Here is a 22,160-nt window from a genome sequence, read left to right on the forward strand (position 1 = left end):
CTACTTGGGTGGAAGCGAGCCGGCGTAGGCCAGCGCCCGTTTCACCCATGGCTCCAGCTGTCGCTTGGTGCGCACACCCTCGGCATCGATGCTCAACCAGCCATCCATCTCCCGCCCACCCATCACCATCCGGCTCACGTGGTTCTTGGCGATCATGGTGTCGGTGTCGTGGGGATCGCAGCGAGCCAGCAGCCCGCCTTCGCGTTTCGCGGCGACCGTCATATGCCCGTCCACGAGAAACGCGAGGCCACCGAACATCCGCTTCTCCGTGACACCCCTGGTTGTCGCGATCACTTCACGGATGCGTTCCACCAGGTCCTCGTCGTAAGCCATGGGTCAATTGTCGCGCGCTGTCGATTGAGATGTCTGCCGTTCGTGGTGTCTGTAGGACACACGAGACCGGAGAGACATCTCATGGCCCTAAGAAGTCAAGAACGGGAGCCGATGGCAGGCAGGAAGTGGTGGCGCCGCGGTAGCTGGGATCTGCGTTTGGCTATCGACAGATCGGATCTGTTGAAGCCGACCAGGTGGCGGTGCCGTCCGTGCGAGGCTACAGGCCCAGCACTGATAGGAGCGTGACGTAATGACCTCGCAAGCCATTGCATTTCAAGACGAAGCTGATGCCTTTGGTCGTTCAATTCGCCACTGCCACAATCTCATCAGCATCCATAGTGAGCGTAATACTGCCCAGGGGCGGCGGTATCAGGAGGTCTCTCTGAACCGCGCTGTAGTCGTTCTCGCCGTCGCGGCATGGCAAACACTCGTTCAGGACCTTGTGCTCGGCGCACTCGCGACAGCCGAGCCGAGTGGGACTGCAACAGTCCCCGAGATTGGGACATACCGACTTATCAAGGCACAGATCGAGCGGGAAGTCAGAAAATTCGCAACGCCCAACACTCAAAATACTCGTGACTTACTAGATACCGTCGGACTCGATATCAAGCCTCATTGGACCTGGGAAGTTCCGGCTCGAGGACGTAGTCAGTCCCGCACGCGGACGTTCGCGGAGATATCGAAAGAACTTGAGGACTGGCTCTCAGTTCGGCACGCTATCGCGCACGGCCACAAGGAGATTCCGAGGCGCCTTTCTCTAGATGCGATCCTTACGAAATACGCATCGGACCAGAAGAAAGGGTTAAAACCTCAGCCCAACAACTACCCCGCACCCGAAATCAGAAAGGCAGACGCCGAACGCTGCACCCGGTTCATACACCAACTCAGTCAGGTCACCACGTTCGCGATGGTTGGGGTCGTGTCCGGTGAACGTCCAAAGTGGCCGCGTTGGCGAGTGTCAGAAGCGACTGATGGCGGCTAAATCATGCGGCGAGTCCGAGAGGAGTTGGAAAAGCATGGGTTTCGTCATAGATGACGCCGGTTTGCAGGCAGTGGTGCAGTTGTCCGAGGAATTTGTTGAACAGGTGGCGTTGGGCCTGGCGGTTCCAATCTCCGCGCTCTCTTCGGGTGTCGTAGTGGCGTTTAGCGCCGGGGGAGACGCTGAGCGCGGACAGCGCCCAGATAGTTCCTACCGCGGCGAGTCGGTTGTTCTTGATCCTGCGGTAGGTGACGACGGTCTTCTTGCCGCTGGCTCGAGTAACAGGCGCAGATCCGGCGAAGGCCTTCAGTCCGCGCGCGGCAGTGAATCGTGCTCGATCATCGCCGATTTCGGCGAGTACGCGCGCGCCGAGCAGGGTGCCCATCCCCGGAAAGCTGTTGATTACCACGGCGGCGGGGTGGCGCTCGAAGTGTTCGCGGGCAGCGACTTCCAGGTCATCAGAGGCCTGGCATACGGCATCGAAATGTGTCAGCAGCGCTGTCAACTGGATGCCCATCGCATCTTCCACCACGGTCGGGTGCCGCAGATACTTGCCGCGCAACGCCTCGAACAAGCGATCAGCTTCGGTGTTGATCCGGCGCTGGCGACCGGACTTGGCCAGCAGCGCCCGAAGCCGGGCACGGGTCAGCCGGGCCGCCTTGGCCGGCGTGGGTGCGACAGCCAGAATCGTCCGCGCCTCTGGATGGGCCAGCCCGCCACGAGCAAGGGGCACAAAGGCATCCAGTGCGTCCGGGTAAAACTCTTTGAGCAGGGAACGGATTTGGTTTCCGATCCGCTGACGGGTCCACGCCATGTCCTGTTGAGCCCGCGCCAGCACCCGAATGGCCTGGGCCAGTTCGGTATCAGCGGGCAGCGGGCGATGCGCGGCCAAGTCAGTACGCAAGATGTTGGCCAGCAGGACCGCATCTGTGGCATCGGACTTAGCGCCGGAGACTTGATGCCGGGCCCGGTAGCGGGACGCGGCAAGCGGGTTCAACGGAAAGATGGCGCGGCCGGTAGTGCGCAACGCCGAGACCAGCAGACCATGGTCCTTTTCGATGGCCACCGGGATCTGCGCATCCTCACAGTCCCCAGCTTCGGTCAGCATGGTCAGCAGCTCGCTGAAACCAGCGGCGTCATCGGTGATTTTCGCCCGGCCCAAGACGTTCCCGGCCTGGTCGATGATCGCAACATCGTGGCGAGACTCGCCCCAGTCGATGCCGCAGAACATGGTCGCCATACTCCTCCTTGCGTGATGTGGTTTCGGCTCGTCACGAGCCCAGGCGGGGTTACCCGGCGACCTAATCGCAGAACTCGCAGGTTCGTCATCTCATTAGCCATCTCGCAACCCCAGCACACCGCAGGGTCTCAGTCTGTCCAAGAGCTCAAGGCTCGAGAACTACGTCAAGAGATCGGTCCTGCGGCAGGCTCGGACAACGACATACCAACACGCCTTGCTGGCCTTCTCCGGGAGCGCCACGTCTCTCACAGGGCGTTTCTCGCCAGGCACCATTGGGGACGTCCCCCGGAGAACGCCAGCAACTACCGCCGAGATGCGCCTTGTCTCCCACTAGACGTCTTGCGCCCAACAATATGTAGGCATCACCTCGGCGTTAGCCAGTCAGGAGCAAGACATGCGGAAACGACCTTCAACTTGCAATCCCAACGAAACGATTAGGCACCATTGACCCGTGGCGCAACACGACATCGGCCGGATCTTCCGCGAGGAGTACGGCCGCACCGTGGCGACGTTGATCCGCTACTTCGGCAGCATCGACCTCGCCGAGGATGCCGTGCAGGAGGCCTTCGAGGTGGCCATGGCGAAATGGCCGCAGGACGGCATCCCGCCGAATCCCGGTGCGTGGATCACCACGACGGCGCGCAATCGCGGTATCGACAAATTGCGGCGCGACCGGCGGCGCGACGAACTATTAAGGGAGGCAGCGGCTCTCGAAGAGGATCGGGCGGAACCTCAGGAGGTGGGCCCGGTGCAGGATGATCGGCTGCGCCTCATCTTCACCTGCTGTCACCCGGCGTTGTCCCCCGAGTCGCAGGTCGCCCTCACACTGCGGCTACTCGGCGGGCTCACCACGTCCGAGATCGCCAGCGCATATCTGGTCTCCGAATCGACCATGGCCGCGCGCATCACGCGCGCCAAGAAGAAGATCGCTTCGGCGGGCATTCCGTACCGAGTGCCTGGGGATCACGATCTGCCGGACCGGCTGTCGTCGGTGCTGGCCGCGCTCTACCTCGTCTACAACGAGGGCTACGCGGCGTCCTCAGGCGCCACGCTCACACGCACGGACCTATCCGCCGAGGCGATCAGGCTGTCGCGGGTGCTCGCGGATCTCATGCCCGACGAGCCCGAGGCTGTGGGACTACTGGCATTGGTGCTGCTCACCGAGGCTCGCCGGCCCGCCCGTACGGACACTGGCGGAGCGCTCGTGCTGCTCGCAGATCAGGACCGCACTCGGTGGAACCACGCGATGATCGACGAGGGACATGAATTGGTACGACGCTGTCTGCGGCGCAACGCCCCGGGGCCGTATCAGATCCAGGCCGCCATCAATGCCGTCCACGATGAGGCGCCCTCGGCAACGCTGACCGACTGGAGTCAGATCGTCGCGCTGTATGACCAGCTGCTGGTGTTCACCCCGACCACCGTCGTCGCCCTCAATCGTGCGGTGGCCATCGGTGAGCGCGATGGCGCGCAGGCCGGGCTGGATGCCATCGACTCGCTGCGGGAGGACCTCGATGCGTACTACCCGCTGCATGCCGCACGCGCCGATCTGCTCACCAGGCTCGACCGGAATCAAGACGCCGCGGACGCCTACCGAAAAGCGTTGGCACTCACCGACAACGAAGTGTTCCGCGAGTATCTCGGAGACCGGCTGGCCCGGCTCGACACCGTCTCATGACACCATGGCCTCATGAGAATGCGTGCAGGGGTAGTACTGACCGGTCTCGTCGTCGCGGCACTCACCGCCTGCGGCGGCAACACACCCGAGCCCGCGAAGGAGTCCGGTACACCCTCGGCGAAGACACCCGTCACCGCCGCGCCCGCGGGCGATCTAGCCTGCCTGAGCACCCGCGACAGGCTGGCGCAGTTGCTCATGGTGGGCGTCAAGGACGCCGACGACGCCCGCGCGCTGGTACGTGATCACCACGTAGGCGGCATCTTCGTCGGCAGCTGGACCAAGAAGGAGATGCTGACCGACGGCTCCCTGCACGACGTCGTCACCGCAGGTCCGATCCCGGCCGCGGTAAGCGTCGACGAGGAGGGCGGCCGGGTGTCGCGTCTGAAGGACCTCATCGGCCCGGCTCCGTCCGCCCGGGAACTGGCCGCCACCCAGACTCCTGAACAGGTACAGGCGCTCAGCCAGGAGCGTGCTCAGAAGATGAAGGACCTCGGCATCACCATCGACTTCGCCCCTGATGCCGATGTGACCGATGGTGATCCCGACGGCGCTATCGGAGACCGTTCGTACAGCGGCGATCCGCAGAAGGTAGCCGAGTACGCCGAGGCCACCGTGCGGGGCTACCAGGCCGGCGGTGTTCGCGCGGTGGTCAAACACTTCCCGGGCCATGGGCACGCCTCGGGCGATTCGCACACCAACGGTGTGGTGACCCCACCGCTGGAGCAGCTGCAGGACAACGATTTGGTGCCGTATCGCTCGCTGGTGACCAGCGGTGCCGCCGTGATGATCGGCCACATGCAGGTGCCCGGACTCACCGGCGACGACCCGTCCAGCCTCAGCCCCGCCGCCGTCGACTTGTTGCGCAAGGGAACCGGCTACGGAGCGCCGGCCTATGACGGCGTGATCTTCACCGATGACCTGTCCTCGATGGCTGCCATCACCGACCGCTTCCCGATCGAGGAGGCAGTGCTCAAGTCGATCAAGGCAGGCATCGACTGGGCGCTCTGGGTGAGCACCGAAAAGGTTGGCGCTGTCCTCGACCGCCTTGAATCTGCTTACAACGCAGGCGAACTGAACGGCGATGCGATCAACGCCTCGGTGCGCCGGGTGCTGGCGTTCAAGGGTGTTCCCGCCTGCGGCTAACGCCCGAGCGTGACAGGCAGACTGCGCAGTCCGTGAATACCCATTCCGTCGAAGTACTGCGGCTCGCCCGCCAGCGCCAACCGCGGGAAGCGTTCGAACAGCGACTGCAGGGCGGTGTGCAGCTCGACGCGCGCCAGCACCTGGCCCAGGCACACGTGAATTCCGGTGCCCAGGGTGATGTTCTCGCGCGCATTGGCGCGGGTGATGTCGAAGACGTCCGGGTTCTCGAATGCAGCGGGGTCGCGGTTCGCCCCGCCGAGCAGCAGCAGCGCCGATTGGCCCGCCTCGATGGTGTGTCCCTCGATCACGACCGTCTCGGTGGCGACGCGGGCCGACCACTGATTTGAGGTGTCGTAGCGCATGAGTTCCTCGACGGCGTTGGGCCACAGACTCGGATCGGCCTGTAGCGCCGCCAGCTGCTCGGGGTGGCGCAGCAGTGTGACGATCGCCTTACCCATCAGGTGCGTGGTGGTGACGAATCCCGCGCCCAGGAACACCGCGAAGAACATCTTGAGCTCGAAATGGCTCAGTTCACTCTCGAGAAGGCCTCTGGCTAGTTCGCTTGTGGTTCCCTCACGGCGCAGCCGCGCGACATGCTTCTCGAGGTACTCATCTATCTCCCGTAAAGCCGTTGTGCCGTCCTGGTATTGGCGCCAAGACGGTGCGGTGGTGGCGATCAGCTGGATCCCGCGATTCATTGCCGTATAGAGGAGCGAGTAGTCCTGCGCAGGCACCGCGATCATTTCGCCGATCACGGCGATGGGGATCTTCGCGGTGAAATCTGTGATCAGGTCCGGGTGTGGACGCTGTTCCAGCGCCTTCAGGTGACCATGGGTCACTTCCTGGATCCGCCCGCGAAGAGACTCGATGGCACGCGGGGTGAACGGGGCGGCGACAAGACGTCGCAGCCGCCCGTGATCCGGTGGATCGGTGATCAGGATGGATGGTGGCTCGGCGGGATTGAGCAGCTGTGGGTCGCTCCATGCGGCCAGGCGCTGAATGATGGGCGATGCGGACCGATGCGCGGGCTTGAAGGTGACGAACCGGTTGTCGCGGAAGATCGTTCGGACGATCTGCGCGTCCGCGGTGATCCAGCCACCGCCTGACCGCGACATCCTTCCGCGGCCACGGATCTTATCGATGATGCCGTAGATGTCCGCGGCCTGGGAGGTGTCGATTCCCAGCTGCGCGGCGGGTTCACCCCGGCGCGCAAGCACTGTCAAGTACGCGCGGGCTATCCCGTGCGTCACCGCCCAATGCGTGCGCTGTTTGATCTGGTCGTACATCCGTCCGATCCCCGTGTCGGCTCGCTCGACGCCTAACGGACACCAAGCAGCATCGAGATTAACTGCTGGCCCGCACCCGGGCACGGCCGAGGTTCACGGGCAGGCTTTCGAAGCCGTGCAGATTGACGTGCTTGCCGGGGGTGGGATCGGCGGCCAGGGTGAGCTCGGGGAAGCGTTCGAAGAGTGACTGCAACGCCACCACTCCCTCCATCCGTGCCAGGCTCGCGCCCAGGCAGACGTGGACTCCGCTGCCGAACGCCACGTGCTCGCGGGCGTTGGCGCGGCTCACGTCGAAGACGTCGGGCTCATCGAAAACCGCGGGGTCGCGGTTGGCGCCACCGAGGAGCAGCACAGCCATGGAGCCAGCCGGCAGTGTGTGTCCTTCGAACTCGACAGTTTCGGTCGCCACGCGGCCAGTGACCTGTACGGGGGAGTCGTAGCGCAGGATTTCCTCGACGGCGTTGGGCCAGCCCTCCGGGTTTTCCCGCAGATAGCCCAGCTGTTCGGAGTGCCGCAGCAGCGCGACGACGCCATTTCCGATGAGGTTGACGGTCGTCTCGAACCCGGCGCCGAGCAGCAATGCCATGGTGGCCTTGAGTTCGCGATCGTCCAGATCGCCGTCGCGCACGATGCTCGCCAGGATGCCGTCGAGGGCGGGGTCCTGCGCGAGCTCGCTGCGCAACCGGATCAGGTGCGCGTCGAAGTAGCGGTCGATCTCCACGAGTGCCTGGGTGGCGTCGCGGTACGCCGACCAGGTCATGCCGATATCCAAGAGTGCCGCGCCGTGATTACCCCATTGGAGCAGGAAGGGGGCGTCGGCGCGCGGCACGCCGAGCATCTCGGCGATGATCGCCACCGGTAGTTGGGAGGCGTAGTCCTCGAGCAGATCGGCGCGCTCTTTGCGTTCCAGGTTCTCGAGCAGCTCGAGTGTGACCTCCCGGACGCGGTCCTCCAACTTGCTCACCGCACGTGGTGTGAACGCCTTGGACACCAGCTTGCGAAACCGAGTGTGTTCGGGTGGATCGACGGCGAGCATGGCGGGGGGCTCGACCGGATTGGGGAGGCCGGGTTCAGTCTTGTCGAAGATCCACCGGCTCAGCGCCTGGGGGAGAACCGGGGAGGGAATGTTGTTGGGCGCCATGGTGATGAATCGGTGGTCCCGCAGGATTTCGCGTGTCTGCGCCAGACCGGTGAAAACCAGGCCGGTGGCGCGCGCTGGAGCAATCGGGCCGACCGCGCGGATCTGTTCGATGTACCGGTAATGATTGTCGGCTCGGTCCGGGCTGAGGAACAACGCCGCCAACGGCATCTTCCGGACCTGCGTAAGCAGTCCAACGCGGCTGATGCCGTGCATGGCCACCCACCGCGACCAGTACTTGACCCGATTCCTGGCCTGCATATCCGCCTCCGACATTGGCTGCTATTTGTCACGAGTCTAATAGCGGCCCGGCGGGAAGGGAATGCCGAAAACGTCCCGGTTTCTCCAGGGCTCCGGCAAGATGTCGGGCGGCGTCCGGCCTGGGTCGGTCGTACCCGTCACATCGCCACGTCGGGGTGTCAAAGCACACAATAAACAATTCGCTCCGAGGCCTTTTTAGACACGGCGTCTTAGTGGGACTTCGAGTACCGTTTGCTACTGGTACGTCACGTACCATCTACGTTCGGTCGGGACCGTAGCAAAGCGTGATGGCGCAATTCATTGCTGCTTGTTACCCGGCTGTCGTGGTTACGGCTACGCGGAGGTTGCGATGAGTGCGCTGGCATCAGGGTTGCGTGTCGAGGAGTACCTGGACGGGACGGGCGCTATCTCCTTACCGGATGGCTACACCGTCAACCATTATCTGGAGAGCGCTGTCGACGGCGAGCACGACACTTTTGCCTACCGGTATGTGGACTTCAGCAGCGACCCGGACGGTCAACCTTTCGATCTGAATTGGCCACAGCTTCGTGCGCGTTCCCGTGCGGTCGCGGCGCGGCTTCAGCAGGTGACCAAGCCGGGGGATCGGGTCGCGATTCTGGCGCCCCAGGGCCTCGATTACGTCATCGGTTTCTTCGCCGCCATCGAGGCCGGAAGTATCGCGGTGCCGTTGTTCGCCCCGGAACTTCCCGGGCACTCCGAGCGGCTTGACGCGGTGCTCGCCGATGCCCAACCGACGGTTGTGCTCACCAGCCTGGCCGCCGCGGAGTCGGTCAATAGCTTCATTCGAAGGCTGCCGCGCGAGCGTCGGCCCCGGGTATTGGCCGTCGACGGGGTGCCGGACTCGGTAGGCGCGACGTATGTGAAGGTGACGCCGAGTACCGATGACATCGCCTACTTGCAGTACACGTCGGGATCGACGCGTGCGCCTGCGGGTGTGGAGATCACCCATCGTGCGGTCATGACCAACGTCCTGCAGATGGTCATTTCGGTGGGCCTGGATGTGGACGTCCGGGGAGCGAGTTGGTTGCCGCTGTACCACGATATGGGCCTGCTCATGCTCATGTTCCCCCTGTGCGGAGGCCGGATGACGCTGATGTCCCCGATGTCGTTCGTGCGCCGGCCCGGCCGCTGGATCAAAGAACTGGCGGCCGCGGCCCACCTGGGCCGCACCTTCGGCGCAGCGCCCAATTTCGCTTTCGAGCTCGCCGCCGAGCGTGGGCTGCCGAAGGACGGCGAAACCCTGGATCTGAGTAACGTGGCCGGGCTCATCAATGGTTCCGAGCCGGTGAGCATCTCCTCGATCCGCAAGTTCAATGCGGCCTTCGGCCCACATGGGTTGCCGCCCAATGCAATCAAACCCTCCTATGGCATGGCCGAGGCGACGCTGTTCGTCTCCTCCATCGCCCCCGAGGCGGAGCCTTCCGTCATCTATGTGGATCGTGAGCGGCTGGGCGCCGGGCACGCGGTCCGCGTGGATGCCGCCCATGAAAATGCGGTGCCACAGGTGTCCTGTGGGCAGATCGCCCGCAGCCAGTGGGCGGTCATCGTCAACCCCAGCGCCGAGGTGGAGCTGCCCGACGGGCAGGTCGGGGAGATCTGGTTGCACGGCAACAACATCGGTCGTGGGTACTGGGGCAGGCCCAACGAGACCAGCCATTCCTTCCGTAACACTCTGCAGGCACGCCTGGATGAAGGCAGTCACGCCGCCGGTACCGAACCGGGCGCCATCTGGTTCCGCACGGGTGACCTCGGTGTCTATGTCGATGGCGAGCTGTACATCACCGGTCGGGTCAAAGATCTGGTGATTGTGGACGGCCGCAATCACTACCCGCACGACCTTGAGGCCACGGTCGAAGAGGCTTCCCCGGTGGTGCGGCGAGGTTTCGTGGCTGCATTCTCGGTGCCCGCCAACGAACTGCCCGCCAGTCTCGATGCCGGTGATGACTCCGGAGAGCGGTTGGTCATCGTCGCCGAACGGGCCGCCGGAGCCGGACGGGCAGAGCCCGGCCCGATCGTCGATGCGATCCGGGCAGCCGTCTCGCGACGGCACGCGCTGCCCATTGCCGATGTCCGGCTGGTCCAGGCTGGTGCCATCCCGCGCACCACCAGCGGAAAGATCGCACGCCAGGCCTGCCGCCAGGAGTACCTCAACAACAAACTGGGAACACACGCCTCCTAGGCAGGCCGATTCGAAGCAAGATCTTTCGCGATCTCTTGGCGGTTTTTCGATGAGGTGTCGATTCCGGGGAGGTCTATTCGTGGTGTGGTTGAAGGGAAGCCGAAAGGGCGCCCGATCGCCAGACACGGATAGGAAGGACGGCCATGAAGCAGTACTTACTCTCGGTCCACAGTTACGCGGAGAACGCGGTCGATTGGAGTGACGAGGATGTGCAGCGGCTCTACGCGCAGACCGGCGTGCTCAACGAAAAGATGAAGGAGGCCGGCGTTTGGGTGTTCGCCAACGGGCTGACCGAACCGTCGGATGCGACGGTCGTCCGCAGTGTGGACGGCAAGGTCACCACCACCGACGGCCCCTACCTGGAGACCAAGGAACACCTCGGCGGTTTCTGGATCATCAACGCACCCGACCTCGATGCGGCGCTGAAGTGGGCTGCCGAGGGGTCGGCGGCATGCGAGGAGCCTGTCGAGGTGCGTCCCTTCCAGGATGAGGAGGCCTGAGGTGAGCCGGTACCTGCTCTCGATCGTTTACCCGCCGGACGCGGTGCAGCCCGACGCTGCCGCCCTGGAAACCATCGGCACCGATGTGCAGGCGGTCACCCGGCGCATGCAGGAGGCGGGGGTGTGGCTGTTCGCGGCTGGACTGCAGCCCGCTGACACAGCGACCATGGTGACCGCCAACGACTCCGGGCATACCGCTACCGACGGCCCGTACACCGAGACCAAGGAACAGCTCGGCGGCTTCAGCATCATCGATGTGCCGACTCTGGCAGAGGCACAGCGGTGGGCCGCTGAGGTGTCGCGTGCGGTGTGGTGCCCCATCGAGGTACGCGGACTGGATCGGGGTTGCGGCGAGATCGACTGAAGTCAGGCCGATGAGGCCGGGCGGCCACGTTCCAGCACCGCCTCGGCCTCGTTGGCCTGCTGCAACAGGATCGGGTCGACGGTGTCGTCCAGGGCGCGGGCCAGTAGTCGGGAAGCCAACGTGACAGTCAATTGCTTTGCACGCGAGGCATTCTCGGCTATGGCGGCCCAATCTGTGGAGGTATAGCCGGACTCGGTGAACGGTTGCCATACATCGGCGACATAGGCGCCCAGGAGTAGTTCGGCGATCTGATGTTGGAGCCGGTCCACCTCTCGGACGGTCTCCGATATGCGGGCCAGGGACATGCCCGCGGTCACCAGCAGCTGGATTGCATCGAGAGTTTCGGCGTCGCGCACCGCGACCGTCTTCGTGTCGACGTCGGAGAGCAGCCCTGCCTCGGCGAGTGCGTCATCGGCGCCCTCGCCCAAGAGCGTGACCAGCTCGGCGCGGGGAAGCACCACGGGGTCGCCGGTCGCGAAGGGGCTGAGTGCCTCGGTGACCATCTTGCGGACGCTGTCCTCGGAGCCGCCAGCGCCGGAGTCGATGATCCGGCGAATGACATCGAGTGGAAAGCCCTGGCATTTCAAGTTTTTGATGTGATTGATGATCGCCACATGGTCTTCGGAGTAGATGCCGACGCGGCCGCGCTTTTCCGGTGGGGGCACCAGCCCAAGCGTCTGCCACTCGCGGATATTGCGCGCGGTCATCGCCACGCGCTGCGCCAGCTGGTCGATCGTCAGGTCCATCAGGGGAAAACATTACCCCATTGTCCGTTACGGAAATATCCGTTACGGTTATTGATGGAACTCAACGACGAGTGATGAGAGGTTCAGCATGGTGGCGACCGCCCAGGGCACGTATCCGAAGACGCGACGAATCCAGTTCGGATTCGAAGAAACGCCCACCGGGCCCAAGCATTTCGCGCAGGACGACATTGTCTTCAGTCACACCGTGGCCTTCCTGTCGGCCGTGTTCCCACCCGGCGAGGACATCTTCGTCCGATCGGTGCGACGCTACCGTGACAAGATCACCGATCCTGATCTCAAAAAAAGAGTGGCAGGTTTCATCGGTCAGGAAATGACACATGGATTGCAGCACCGTGAGCTCAATGAGCAACTTTCCGAGATGGGTTATCCCACAGCATGGTTCGAATACTTCCTACAGAGCACCGAGCGTATGGAGAAGTTTCTCGACAAGCAGTACCCCGACCCGGACCGACTGACCAGGTTGCGACACTTGCTCTTGGCCTTCACCGTGGGCGCCGAGCATTTCACTGCGGTGTTCGCCGAGAATGTCCTGGGGCGCCCGGATATCCAGAGATTGCTCTCAGACCCGGAGATCCGGAACATGCTCAATTGGCATGCGCTCGAAGAGCTGGAGCACAAGTCCGTGGCCTTCGATGTCTACCGTGAGATAGGGGCATCGGAGGAACTGCGCATCCGCATGATGCGGTTTCTCTCGACCATCGCGGTGCCGACGATCACGCTGGCTTCCTGGATTTCGATCGTCACCACCGATCCGGTCGGCCGTCGCCAGCCGTTGCGGCTGCTGCGTGAAACCATCAGCATGGTGCGTGGCCCGCTCTTCCGGGGCATCTACCGGGACATGAAGCCATTCATGCGCAAGGGATTTCATCCCGACGACATCGACACCACTGCACTGCTGACTCAGTGGCAGGACCGGCTGTTCGGTGCCGAGGGTGAACTCGTGGGCCACCTGAAGTAGCGCGTCATGACACTCGGACACGATGCCCGGCTGGTCTATACGACCACCAAGCCCGTTGTTCGGTCCCTGTTCACCAATGCGGGGACGGAACTTCGGGCCAATGTGGCCGGTCGCCGGTTCGCAGACATGCAGCAAACCGACTCCGGCGCTCCAGGTTCGGCTCGTGCCGTGCTAGCCCAGGCCGGCGCGGGTATCGCCACCCTTGCCGTCCACCGGCTTTCGAGAGAGACCGACCGAGCCCGCGTCCGGGCTCGTCGACGTCGCAGCGGCGATCGCCACGGATTCGTCGATACCCGGATAACTGGGCCGTAGGGCAACGGGCCGATGGTTCGTATTGTCCTGCCGGGCTTTCCGTGCCGCGGCTAGTAAGTTAAGAGCCTCGACGAGGATGGCGAACGCCATCGGTCCGTAGATCATCGCCTTGTCGATCTTGATGCCGAATCCGTCGGCGATGAGGAACACCCCGATGAGCAGCAGGAAGGACAGCGCGAGCATCTTGACCGTCGGATGCCGATTGACGAAGGCGAAGACGAAGCGAGACGCGAAGAGCATGATCGCGAAGGAGAGAACCACCACGGTGACGATGACGATCATGTTGCTCGTCATGCCCACGGCAGTGATCACCGAGTCGAGCGAGAACACCAGATCCAGCAACAGGATCTGCACCAGCACTGACTTAAATGTCGTTACGCCCGAAGACGATGTGCCTTCCTCTCCGGAACCCTCAAGCTTGAGATGGATCTCGTGAACGGCCTTGTAGACCAGGAACAATCCGCCGGCGATCAGAATGAAGTCCTTGATCGAGAACCCATGGCCGAACAGTTCGAGAACATCCTCTGTGAGGGTGATGATCCAGCCGGCCAAGAACACCAACCCGACGCGCATGACCATCGCGAGGGTGAGCCCCAGATTGCGTGCCCTTGCCTGCTGGCTGCTGGGCAGCTTGCTGGCGAGGATCGAGATGAAAATGACGTTGTCGATGCCCAGGACCACTTCCAGCACGAACAGAGTAAGGAAGACGGCCACCAGGTCGGGGGTCAGCGCAAGCGTGAAGTCCACGCCGCGCATGGTACGGGGCGGGGGTATCTGGGAGGTGGCGTTTGCGCGCTACGCTGGGGGTGGAGATGAAAACACTCCATTTCGGCGGTCCCAGCGCGCCGTAGCGGGACGGTATGCAATAGTCGAACCAACCAGTAGCTTACTCTGGAGTAAGTTCGCGTTGACGTCCCAACCTCGGAGGCAGCCATGGCCGGTGGTACCAAGCGGCTGCCCCGTGCTGTTCGGGAGCAGCAGATGCTGGATGCCGCCGTGGAGGAGTTCGCGCTCAACGGCTTCCGTGATACGTCGATGGACGCGATCGCCGCGGCGGCCAAGATCTCCAAGCCGATGCTCTACCTGTATTACGGCTCCAAGGAAGACCTCTTTGTCGCCTGCTTGCGCCGCGAACTCGGTAGGTTCGTCGAGGCGGTGCGCGGCGACATCGACCTGACGAAATCGCCACGAGACGTGTTGAGCACCACCGTCGTATCGTTTCTCAACTACGTCGACACGCACCGGGCATCCTGGATCGTGATCTACGGACAGGCCACCAGCACGCAGCTGTTCGCCAAGCAGGTACGCGAGGGACGTGACCGGATCATCGAACTGGTGGCGCGCCTGATCAAGGCTGCTTCACCGGAGATTGACCCCGACACCGATTACGACGCCATGGCCGTGGCCCTGGTCGGCGGCGGTGAGGCCGTAGCGTCCCGGGTGGCGACCGGCGATATCAAGGTCGAGAGCGCGAAGGACACGCTGCTCAACCTCGGTTGGCGTGGTCTGCGTGGCCGTCCGCGTGATGAGCCGGTGGCCAAACGGGCCTGAGCCCGTCACACCAGGTAGTAGAGCTTGTCCTGGTGAGTCGCCGGTGCCGAAGGTGTTTCATCCAAACGGGTCTGCGCGTACCGAACCGCCCGTAGCGTCGCGGAGAATTCTCGGTCTTCCTCCGGGAACACCTGCTCGGCCGGAAGCCAGTGGGCGAATCCGACGTTCTGCAGCAGCGCAAGCGAGTCCGGCCGCACCCCGGCGAGCAGGACGGTCACCCCAAGCTCCTGCTGCTCCTTGATGAAATGTTCGAGACGTTCGATGCAGACCACATCGGGGTGACGCACCCGCTTCAATCTCAGGATCACGACCTTCAGATTCTCGTCGCGAATCCTCGAGTGGAGCGCGTCGAGATAGCGGTCGAGTTCGGGTGCTGCACCGAAGAACAGCTCTCCTTCGAGGTCGTAGATGACAGGAGAAGACCTGCGGACCGAGCTTCCGGCGTCGTCTGGGCTGTCCTGGGGAGTTCGCTCGCGGATGACACCTTCTTCGGTGACGATGAGCTCGGCGGCCTTGAGTTTGGCCGCGCGCGGCACGAACAGCAGGATCGAGAGCACCACACCCACCAACACCGCGGTATCCAGGTTCACGGCCACGCCGACCACCGCGGTGATGATGACCAGCCCGGCGTCATACCTCGAGGCCTTCACCGCATACGCGAGGCGCCGGAAGTCCACCAGCCGCACCGCCGTCACCAGCAGCAGACCCGCCAGCGCCGCCTGCGGGATGTATCGGAGCAGCGGAGCGAAAAGCAAGAGCGCGATGGTCACCGTTGCGGCGCTGACGATTCCGGAGAACCTTGTTGCCGCACCGGACTGATAGTTGATTGCCGACCGGGACAACGAACCCGAGCCGGGCAGGCTCTGGAAGAAGCCGCCGGCCAGATTGGCCAGACCCTCGGCGAGAATCTGACGGTTGTAATCGATCTGCTGTCCGGTGTGGTGTGCGATGGCCTTGGCGATCGACAATGCCTCGATCAGGCCGATGAACGCAATGGCCAACGCCCCGTGCGATAGCTCGCCCAGCGTGCTCACCTGAACGTCGGGAATGTGGAACTCCGGAAGGCTGGCGGGGATCTTGCCCGAGATCTTCACGTCGGTATGTCCCGTGCCATCCGGCACCGACCAGCCGTACGCGTAGGCGATGACGGCCGTGACGATGAGTACCAGCAGCATGTCGATCTGTGGCAGGCCATAGCGCTGGACCAACCGGCGCAGGAGCACCGCCAGCACCACCGCCGAGCCGCTCAGGATCACCGCGCGATAGTTCACGGCATCACCGTGAAACAGGGTGAGCCAGGCGCGCTGCAGCACCTGCATATGCCCATCGCCCTTGTCGCGCACGCCGATAGCGTTGGCCAGCTGGCCGATCGCCAGCAGGAGGGCGGCGCTCGCCATGAATCCGATGACGACGGATTCGGAGATATACCGGGTGAGGTCGCCGAGCTTGAAGACGGCGATGAGGATCTGGATCGCGCCGACCAGCACGCCCAGCAGGAACAGCGCCTCGAACAGTCCGGTTCGGTTCTCCGGATCCAGGAATGCCAGCGAGCTGAACACCAGTAGTGAGATGGCACTGGTGGGTCCGTTGATCAGATGCGACGAGGACCCGAAGATCGATGCGATGGCCGCGACCACGATGGCGGAGTAGACACCGTATTTCGGATCGACCCCGGCGATGAGCGCATAGGCCATGGCCTGGGGCAGTGATATCGCCGCCACCGTCAGCCCGGCGATGATGTCGCGACGGGCCTTGATGGCGTCGTAGTTCTCGAATACTCGCGGTGCCGACGGCATCTAGCGTCCCTGTCTGTCGGAGGCGAAGGTAGTGGTTCCCCGGTTGGTGGTGCGTGGGATGGTCTCGTAGATTCCGTTGTCCGAGAAGAACTTCTGCCGTGCGTCATCCCAGCTGGACGCGATTGCCGTGATGGGAAACAGGTTTATCGGGGGCAGCGTATTGCTATGGCGGGCAAGGATTTCAGGCTTGAACGGCCGGTAGCCGCGCTGTGCGGCAACCTCCTGTGCCTCGTCGGTGAACAGATACTCCAGATATGCCTTGGCAATTGCTGTCCGTTTGGGATCATTCAGATTGGCATCCACCCAGGCGACCGCGGGCTCGGCGCGGATACTCACCGGCGGATAGACGATCTCGAGTTCGCCCTTGTTGGCGTCGACCTCGTTGATCGCCTCGTTCTCCCATGTCAGATGCACGTCGCCGAGCCGCTGAACAGAGAACGTGTTGGTGGCGCCGCGCGCCCCGCTGTCCAGCGCCGCGACATTGCGGAACAGCGCTGTGAGATAGGTGCGTGCGTCCGCGTCGGTGCCGCCGCGTGTCACGACCGAGCCCCACGCCGCCAGCACCGAGAGCTGTCCGTTGCCCGAGGTGCGCGGGTTCGGGGTGATGACGGCGACGTTTTCCTTCGCCAGGTCGGGCCAGTCGTGGATACCGCGTGGGTTGCCCTTGCGCACCACGAACACAATCGTCGACGTGTAGGGGATCGAGTTGTTAGGCAGGCGCTGTCGCCAGTTGGGTGCGATCAGGCCGCGCAGGCTCAAGGTGTCCACATCGCTGACCGATGCCAGCGATACGACATCCGCGCGCTGACTGCCGTCCACGACGCTGCGGGCCTGCCGTCCCGATCCGCCGTTGGTGCGCTTGATCTCGATCGTCTTGCCGGTCTTGTCCTTGTACTGCTTGGTGAAGGTGCCGTCGAGGACGTTGTAGAGCTCACGCGTCGGGTCATACGAGACGTTGAGCAGCTGGTCGGCGCCGTGGTCGGGGAGGTTCTTGACCACCACCAGGGTCGCCGCCACGAGGACGGCGACCACGCCGAGGATGTTCAACAAGGGGAGCTGCCGCAGCAGCGCCCGCCACTCGACAGGTGGCGTTTCTGGCTGGGCCTCATCCGCTGACACGACGTACTCCTCGATTTGCTGCAGGCAAGTGACGAGCGATCGTAACGATCGATTCTCCGAAGTACAGCCGTCGAGATCAGCGTGAGTATTACTCCGGCTAGCTTGCCGGTGACCATTCGGGATTACGTCCGGTGAAGGCGATGAGCTTCACCAGATTCGGGGAGTCGTCGGAGACGGGCACCTCGTCGGCGAAGAAGTCGCCGTCGCGCCGCTCCGGCTGGATGATCATTCGTGCCGACTCCAGCACGCTGTCGGTGAGCTCTTCCATCGGATCGAACTCCTGACCGGTGGAGACGGCGTAGTCCCAGGCGTGGACCAGGAACTCCGAGCCGAGGATGCGCACGGCCACCTCGGCGGGAAACTCGCCGATCGGCATGGTCACCGTCCCGTCGGTGCCGCGCTGCTGCCAGGCGTCGACGGCGGCCTGCGACGGCCCCAGGATGCGGTCGGCCACGGAACCCTCGGTGGCGATGGCGATATCGACACCTGCCGCGCCGCCGAGCAGCTTGATGGAGTTCTGAAGATGTTCGGTGAGTTGGGCGACGGTGAACTTGGCGTTGGGTGTCTGCTTGTCGTTGTCCGCCGCGGTGAGGCGACTGACGACCTCATGCAGGGCGGCGCGGGCGCTGGCGACGGTCTCGAGAGGGCTGAGTGCTGCGGTCATGATGGGCTCCTATATCCAGAGGGGGTCTCTACCTCTATGACGAAGAGACCTCGCCGCATCCGACAACTCATCGCAGGTGCAGGAAAAAGCAAAGGGCCCGCGACCGGATCGCCGGTTGCGGGCCCTCGTACGGTGCTTATCAGAGCGGGGTGATGGTTCCGTTCAGATGCGGGTCACCCTTTTTCGGATTGCGGACGGCGATATCCCAGGCAGTGCCCTGCCCGCCGGGCCTGTCGATCCACACGCCTACCGAGGCGGGCAGCAGGATCGGCTTGCCAAACTTGACGTCGTAGCGGACGGCATCGGGGATCTCGCCCTGAATGTTCCCGAGAACCGCTGCAGCGGTGAACATTCCGTGAGCAATAGCCTTGGGGAAGCCCAGCGCCTTGGCGCCGATCGACGAGGTGTGGATCGGGTTGTGGTCTCCACCTACCGACGCGTACCGACGGATCTGCCCGCCGCTGATACGCAGTGTCGAGTTCGGTGGCGGCAGCTTGACGGCCTTCGGTGGTTCCGGCTTGGTCCCGTCCGACAAGCTGGTGCGCTGCTGACGCAGGAACGTCATGGTCTGCTGCCAGACCGTGTCGTTGCCGATGGTGATGTCGGTCAGGACGTCCACCAGCAGACCCTTGCGGTGCTCACGCAGATTCTCCGCTCGCACCTCGATGTCGACGGTGTCGGTCGCCGTGATGGCGCGGTGCTGAGTGATGTGGTTCTCCAGGTGCACGGTGCCGATGGCCGGGAACGGGAAGTCGAATCCGGTCACCAACTCCATCACCGAGGGGAACTGCAGCGTGAACGGATACGTCACCGGCACCTTGTCGGTGAAACTCAACCCGGTCACCTTGGCGTAGGCGGAGACGTGCGCAGGGTCGATTCGCACACCGTACGTCCGAACCGCCCTGCTGGGCAGGGTGGACGGGCGTGGAATGAACGGCAGCGCGCCGACCGCGGCCATGGCCATATTGCGGAGGCCGGAGGGCTGTGTCGTGGCAGCGCCCATGATCAGGCCCCCAGCCAGGACTGGCCGCACACCCGCACCACGTTGCCGGTCACCGCGTTCGAAGCCGGGCTGGCGAAGTAGGCGATGGTCTCGGCGACGTCCACCGGCTCACCACCCTGGTTCAGCGAGTTGATGCGACGACCCACCTCGCGGTTGGCGAGCGGGATGGCCGCAGTCATCTTGGTCTCGATGAAGCCCGGCGCGACCGCGTTGATGGTGATGCCCTTATCTGCCAGCGACGGGGCCAGCGCCTGGGTGATGCCGATCATGCCGGCCTTGGTGGCACCGTAGTTGGTCTGGCCGCGGTTACCGGCGATACCGGCGATGGAGGCCAGGCCGACGATGCGTCCGCCGTCTCCAATGGTCCCGTTTTCGATCAGTCCCTCGGTAAGGCGCTGCGGGGCAAGCAGGTTCACGGCGATGACAGAGTCCCAGCGGCCATCGTCCATGTTGGCCAGCAGCTTGTCGCGGGTGATACCGGCGTTGTTGACCAGGATGTCGGCCTTGCCGCCGTGGTGCTCCTTGAGGTGAGCGGTGATCTGGTCGACCGCGTCGGCCGCGGTGACGTCCAGCGCCAATGACGTTCCGCCGACCTTCTGTGCGACAGCGGTCAGGTCATCCGACGGCATGTCGATCGCGACGACGGCGGCGCCGTCACGGGCGAACACCTCGGCGATGGTCTCACCGATACCGCGGGCGGCACCGGTGACGATGGCGACCTTGCCGGCCAGCGGCTTGTCCCAGTCGGCGGGCGGGGTTGAGTCGTCGGCTCCCACGTAGAACACCTGGCCGTCCACGTAGGTGGACTTGGCCGACAGGATGAAGCGGACGGTCGACTCCAGGCCGGTGGCCGCGGTCTTGGCGTCGGGGTGCACGTACACCAGCTGCACGGTGGCGCCGTTGCCGAATTCCTTGGCCAGCGAGCGGGTGAAGCCTTCGAGGGCGCGCTGGGCGATGCGCTCATCGGTGGTGGCGGCCTTGTCCGGGGTGGTGCCGATGACAAGCAGGCGGCCCGACTTGCCGACATTGCGCAGGAGCGGTGTGAAGAACTCATGCAGGCCCTTGAGCTCGACCGGGGTGGTGATGCCGGTGGCGTCGAAGACCAGGGCGCCGAACTTGTCGGCCCAACGACCGCCGAGGTTGTTGGAGACCAGGTCATAGTCGTCGGCCAGAGCGGTGCGCAGTGGCTCGGCGAGGCGGCCCTCGCCACCGATCAGCACGGGCCCGGCCAGCGCGGGCTGGCCCTTCTTGTAGCGGCGCAGTTTCTCGGGCTGAGGGATACCCAGCCGGCCGGCGAGCAGGTTGCCGGGCCCGGAGTTGACCAGCAGCGCATAGAGGTCGTCAGTGAGCTTGGGGGACATGTGCCGTTTCCTTAGAGGTCGTCAATGGTCGTCAGTGGTCGTCCGAAGTGATTGGTCTATTGGTCTAGGGTGAACTCGACAAAGAACTTACTCCAGAGTAAGAATGCTCGGTAATCCTGCCCCCTTAACAGTGGAGAGACAAGTGGCAACCAGCTCGACACGCAAGTCAACCGCCTCGCAAGCCGACGCTCTTCGCGCAAGCGGCTCATCGCAAGGCCGGCGCCGCGTTGCGGTTCTCGGCGGTAACCGCATCCCCTTTGCACGTTCGGACGGCGCCTATGCGAACGCCTCCAACCAGGACATGTTGACCGCTGCCATCACCGGCGCCTCCGACCGCTTCAACCTCAAGGGTGAGCGTCTGGGTGCCGTCATCGCGGGCGCCGTCCTCAAGCTGAGCCGTGATTTCAATCTCACCCGCGAGTCCGTGTTGGGCAGCCCGCTGTCGCCGTACTCCCAGGCTTTCGATCTGCAGCAGGCCTGTGGCACGGGTCTGCAGGCCGCGATCGTCGGCGCCGACGGCATCGCGCTCGGCCGCTATGAGTCGGTGCTGGCCGGTGGTGTGGACACCACCTCCGATGCACCGATCAACTTTGGCGATGATCTTCGCCACACCCTGCTGGCGATCCGCCGGGCCAAGGACAACGTGACCCGGCTCAAGCTGCTCGGCAAGCTGCCCGCCGCCCTCGGCGTCGACATCCCCCAGAACGGCGAGCCGCGCACAGGGCTGTCCATGGGTGAGCACGCCGCCATCACCGCCAAGCAGGTAGGCGTCAAGCGCACCGACCAGGATGCCCTGGCCGCGGCCAGCCACCAGAAGATGGCCGCCGCCTACGACCGCGGCTTCTTCGACGACCTGATCAGCCCGTTCCTGGGGCTGTACCGCGACGACAACCTGCGCCCGAACTCAAGCGTGGAGAAGCTGGCGACGTTGAAGCCGGTGTTCGGCGTGAAGCACGGCGACGCCACCATGACCGCAGGTAACTCCACCCCGCTGACCGATGGTGCCTCGGTGGCGCTGCTGTCCAGCGAGGAGTGGGCCGCCGAGCGCGGCATCCCCGTGCTGGCCTACTTCGTCGATGGCGAGACCGCTGCGGTGGACTACATCAACGGCCCCGACGGTCTGCTGATGGCTCCGACCTACGCGGTGCCGCGCCTGCTGGCCCGCAACGGCCTGACTCTGCAGGACTTCGACTTCTACGAGATCCATGAGGCCTTCGCCTCGGTGGTGCTCGCGACGCTGCAGGCGTGGGAGTCGCCGGATTACTGCAAGGAGCGCCTGGGCCTTGATAAGCCTCTGGGTGCGATCGACCGGTCCAAGCTCAACGTCAACGGCTCCTCGCTGGCGGCCGGGCACCCGTTCGCGGCCACCGGCGGGCGCATCGTGGCCCAACTGGCCAAGCAGCTCGCCGAGAAGAAGAAGGAGAACGGCGGGACCGGCACGTACCGCGGGCTCATCTCTGTCTGTGCCGCAGGCGGCCAGGGCGTGACTGCCATTCTCGAAGCCTGA

General features: G+C 64.0%; 21 protein-coding genes. 10 read left to right on the top strand and 11 right to left on the bottom strand.

Going from position 1 to position 22,160, the window contains the following annotated elements:
• Positions 1 to 333, bottom strand: a complete 333-nt coding sequence (locus AC5Y5C_RS02395; protein WP_499968674.1) for a TfoX/Sxy family protein — start codon at positions 331 to 333, stop codon at positions 1 to 3.
• 250 nt (positions 334 to 583) lie between these two features.
• Here AC5Y5C_RS02395 and AC5Y5C_RS02400 point away from each other — a divergent pair, with 250 nt between their 5' ends.
• Positions 584 to 1,315, top strand: a complete 732-nt coding sequence (locus AC5Y5C_RS02400; protein WP_052537943.1) for a hypothetical protein — start codon at positions 584 to 586, stop codon at positions 1,313 to 1,315.
• Position 1,316: 1 nt separating this feature from the next.
• Here the strand turns inward: AC5Y5C_RS02400 and AC5Y5C_RS02405 are convergent, their stop codons facing one another.
• The gene (locus AC5Y5C_RS02405) at positions 1,317 to 2,543 is read right to left on the bottom strand and encodes an IS110 family RNA-guided transposase (protein WP_499969306.1); all 1,227 of its coding nucleotides are present in this window, start codon (positions 2,541 to 2,543) and stop codon (positions 1,317 to 1,319) included.
• 24 nt (positions 2,544 to 2,567) lie between these two features.
• Here AC5Y5C_RS02405 and AC5Y5C_RS02410 point away from each other — a divergent pair, with 24 nt between their 5' ends.
• From AC5Y5C_RS02410 to AC5Y5C_RS02420, 3 genes are read left to right on the top strand one after another with little or no spacing between them, the layout of a single operon-like run.
• Complete coding sequence (locus AC5Y5C_RS02410) at positions 2,568 to 2,990, top strand: hypothetical protein (RefSeq protein WP_499969308.1); 423 nt, start codon at positions 2,568 to 2,570, stop codon at positions 2,988 to 2,990.
• Between the two features lie 13 nt (positions 2,991 to 3,003).
• On the top strand, positions 3,004 to 4,230 hold the full coding sequence (locus tag AC5Y5C_RS02415; RefSeq protein ID WP_499968675.1) for an RNA polymerase sigma factor: 1,227 nt from the start codon (positions 3,004 to 3,006) through the stop codon (positions 4,228 to 4,230).
• An 18-nt stretch (positions 4,231 to 4,248) separates the two neighbouring features.
• Positions 4,249 to 5,373, top strand: a complete 1,125-nt coding sequence (locus AC5Y5C_RS02420; RefSeq protein ID WP_499969310.1) for a glycoside hydrolase family 3 N-terminal domain-containing protein — start codon at positions 4,249 to 4,251, stop codon at positions 5,371 to 5,373.
• Here the strand turns inward: AC5Y5C_RS02420 and AC5Y5C_RS02425 are convergent.
• Positions 5,370 to 6,659: a cytochrome P450 gene (locus AC5Y5C_RS02425; RefSeq protein WP_499968677.1), complete on the bottom strand. Its 1,290-nt coding sequence runs from the start codon at positions 6,657 to 6,659 to the stop codon at positions 5,370 to 5,372. The genes AC5Y5C_RS02420 and AC5Y5C_RS02425 overlap by 4 nt on opposite strands.
• A gap of 58 nt (positions 6,660 to 6,717) precedes the next feature.
• The gene (locus AC5Y5C_RS02430) at positions 6,718 to 8,058 is read right to left on the bottom strand and encodes a cytochrome P450 (RefSeq protein ID WP_499968679.1); all 1,341 of its coding nucleotides are present in this window, start codon (positions 8,056 to 8,058) and stop codon (positions 6,718 to 6,720) included.
• Positions 8,059 to 8,407: 349 nt separating this feature from the next.
• On the opposite strand from AC5Y5C_RS02430, the gene AC5Y5C_RS02435 reads away from it, so the two are divergent.
• The 3 genes from AC5Y5C_RS02435 (at position 8,408) to AC5Y5C_RS02445 (ending at position 11,122) form a co-directional block, all read left to right on the top strand.
• On the top strand, positions 8,408 to 10,258 hold the full coding sequence (locus AC5Y5C_RS02435) for a fatty acyl-AMP ligase (protein WP_499968680.1): 1,851 nt from the start codon (positions 8,408 to 8,410) through the stop codon (positions 10,256 to 10,258).
• 143 nt (positions 10,259 to 10,401) lie between these two features.
• A complete protein-coding gene (locus AC5Y5C_RS02440; protein ID WP_499968682.1) occupies positions 10,402 to 10,758 on the top strand; it encodes a YciI family protein in 357 nt (118 codons plus the stop codon).
• A 1-nt stretch (position 10,759) separates the two neighbouring features.
• Positions 10,760 to 11,122 (top strand): YciI family protein, encoded by a 363-nt coding sequence (locus AC5Y5C_RS02445; RefSeq protein WP_499968684.1) that lies wholly within the window; start codon positions 10,760 to 10,762, stop codon positions 11,120 to 11,122.
• Positions 11,123 to 11,124: 2 nt separating this feature from the next.
• Here AC5Y5C_RS02445 and AC5Y5C_RS02450 read toward each other — a convergent pair whose 3' ends face one another.
• Positions 11,125 to 11,868 carry a MerR family transcriptional regulator gene (locus tag AC5Y5C_RS02450; protein WP_499968686.1) on the bottom strand — a complete coding sequence of 248 codons (744 nt, stop codon included), beginning with the start codon at positions 11,866 to 11,868 and terminating at the stop codon, positions 11,125 to 11,127.
• Between the two features lie 88 nt (positions 11,869 to 11,956).
• Here AC5Y5C_RS02450 and AC5Y5C_RS02455 point away from each other — a divergent pair, with 88 nt between their 5' ends.
• Positions 11,957 to 12,847, top strand: a complete 891-nt coding sequence (locus AC5Y5C_RS02455; protein ID WP_499968688.1) for a metal-dependent hydrolase — start codon at positions 11,957 to 11,959, stop codon at positions 12,845 to 12,847.
• Between the two features lie 171 nt (positions 12,848 to 13,018).
• Here the strand turns inward: AC5Y5C_RS02455 and AC5Y5C_RS02460 are convergent, their stop codons facing one another.
• The gene (locus AC5Y5C_RS02460) at positions 13,019 to 13,906 is read right to left on the bottom strand and encodes a TerC family protein (RefSeq protein WP_499968690.1); all 888 of its coding nucleotides are present in this window, start codon (positions 13,904 to 13,906) and stop codon (positions 13,019 to 13,021) included.
• A gap of 186 nt (positions 13,907 to 14,092) precedes the next feature.
• Between AC5Y5C_RS02460 and AC5Y5C_RS02465 the strand changes: the two genes are divergently transcribed.
• Positions 14,093 to 14,710, top strand: a complete 618-nt coding sequence (locus AC5Y5C_RS02465) for a TetR/AcrR family transcriptional regulator (protein ID WP_078300098.1) — start codon at positions 14,093 to 14,095, stop codon at positions 14,708 to 14,710.
• Between the two features lie 5 nt (positions 14,711 to 14,715).
• On the opposite strand, the gene AC5Y5C_RS02470 is transcribed toward AC5Y5C_RS02465, so the two are convergent.
• The 5 genes from AC5Y5C_RS02470 to AC5Y5C_RS02490 form a co-directional block, all read right to left on the bottom strand.
• On the bottom strand, positions 14,716 to 16,506 hold the full coding sequence (locus AC5Y5C_RS02470; RefSeq protein WP_499968691.1) for a SulP family inorganic anion transporter: 1,791 nt from the start codon (positions 16,504 to 16,506) through the stop codon (positions 14,716 to 14,718).
• On the bottom strand, positions 16,507 to 17,625 hold the full coding sequence (locus AC5Y5C_RS02475; protein ID WP_499968693.1) for a sulfate ABC transporter substrate-binding protein: 1,119 nt from the start codon (positions 17,623 to 17,625) through the stop codon (positions 16,507 to 16,509).
• Between the two features lie 97 nt (positions 17,626 to 17,722).
• Positions 17,723 to 18,289: a TIGR03086 family metal-binding protein gene (locus tag AC5Y5C_RS02480; RefSeq protein ID WP_499968695.1), complete on the bottom strand. Its 567-nt coding sequence runs from the start codon at positions 18,287 to 18,289 to the stop codon at positions 17,723 to 17,725.
• Between the two features lie 139 nt (positions 18,290 to 18,428).
• Positions 18,429 to 19,292 carry a MaoC/PaaZ C-terminal domain-containing protein gene (locus AC5Y5C_RS02485; protein WP_499968697.1) on the bottom strand — a complete coding sequence of 288 codons (864 nt, stop codon included), beginning with the start codon at positions 19,290 to 19,292 and terminating at the stop codon, positions 18,429 to 18,431.
• Positions 19,293 to 19,294: 2 nt separating this feature from the next.
• Positions 19,295 to 20,653 carry a 3-oxoacyl-ACP reductase gene (locus AC5Y5C_RS02490; RefSeq protein ID WP_499968699.1) on the bottom strand — a complete coding sequence of 453 codons (1,359 nt, stop codon included), beginning with the start codon at positions 20,651 to 20,653 and terminating at the stop codon, positions 19,295 to 19,297.
• A gap of 142 nt (positions 20,654 to 20,795) precedes the next feature.
• Between AC5Y5C_RS02490 and AC5Y5C_RS02495 the strand changes: the two genes are divergently transcribed.
• A complete protein-coding gene (locus tag AC5Y5C_RS02495; RefSeq protein WP_499968700.1) occupies positions 20,796 to 22,160 on the top strand; it encodes an acetyl-CoA C-acetyltransferase in 1,365 nt (454 codons plus the stop codon).

The organism is Mycobacterium sp. NGS15, from assembly GCF_059813245.1.

Bases quoted from the DNA above. Each gene is read 5' to 3' on its own strand.
- AC5Y5C_RS02435 (WP_499968680.1), top strand. From the start codon at position 8,408: ATGAGTGCGCTGGCATCAGGGTTGCGTGTCGAGGAGTACCTGGACGGG.
- AC5Y5C_RS02395 (WP_499968674.1), bottom strand. From the start codon at position 333: ATGGCTTACGACGAGGACCTGGTGGAACGCATCCGTGAAGTGATCGCG.
- AC5Y5C_RS02440 (WP_499968682.1), top strand. From the start codon at position 10,402: ATGAAGCAGTACTTACTCTCGGTCCACAGTTACGCGGAGAACGCGGTC.
- AC5Y5C_RS02425 (WP_499968677.1), bottom strand. From the start codon at position 6,659: ATGTACGACCAGATCAAACAGCGCACGCATTGGGCGGTGACGCACGGG.
- AC5Y5C_RS02470 (WP_499968691.1), bottom strand. From the start codon at position 16,506: ATGCCGTCGGCACCGCGAGTATTCGAGAACTACGACGCCATCAAGGCC.
- AC5Y5C_RS02420 (WP_499969310.1), top strand. From the start codon at position 4,249: ATGCGTGCAGGGGTAGTACTGACCGGTCTCGTCGTCGCGGCACTCACC.
- AC5Y5C_RS02465 (WP_078300098.1), top strand. From the start codon at position 14,093: ATGGCCGGTGGTACCAAGCGGCTGCCCCGTGCTGTTCGGGAGCAGCAG.
- AC5Y5C_RS02400 (WP_052537943.1), top strand. From the start codon at position 584: ATGACCTCGCAAGCCATTGCATTTCAAGACGAAGCTGATGCCTTTGGT.
- AC5Y5C_RS02430 (WP_499968679.1), bottom strand. From the start codon at position 8,058: ATGCAGGCCAGGAATCGGGTCAAGTACTGGTCGCGGTGGGTGGCCATG.
- AC5Y5C_RS02490 (WP_499968699.1), bottom strand. From the start codon at position 20,653: ATGTCCCCCAAGCTCACTGACGACCTCTATGCGCTGCTGGTCAACTCC.
- AC5Y5C_RS02480 (WP_499968695.1), bottom strand. From the start codon at position 18,289: ATGACCGCAGCACTCAGCCCTCTCGAGACCGTCGCCAGCGCCCGCGCC.
- AC5Y5C_RS02455 (WP_499968688.1), top strand. From the start codon at position 11,957: ATGGTGGCGACCGCCCAGGGCACGTATCCGAAGACGCGACGAATCCAG.
- AC5Y5C_RS02485 (WP_499968697.1), bottom strand. From the start codon at position 19,292: ATGGGCGCTGCCACGACACAGCCCTCCGGCCTCCGCAATATGGCCATG.
- AC5Y5C_RS02405 (WP_499969306.1), bottom strand. From the start codon at position 2,543: ATGTTCTGCGGCATCGACTGGGGCGAGTCTCGCCACGATGTTGCGATC.
- AC5Y5C_RS02410 (WP_499969308.1), top strand. From the start codon at position 2,568: ATGTGGTTTCGGCTCGTCACGAGCCCAGGCGGGGTTACCCGGCGACCT.
- AC5Y5C_RS02450 (WP_499968686.1), bottom strand. From the start codon at position 11,868: ATGGACCTGACGATCGACCAGCTGGCGCAGCGCGTGGCGATGACCGCG.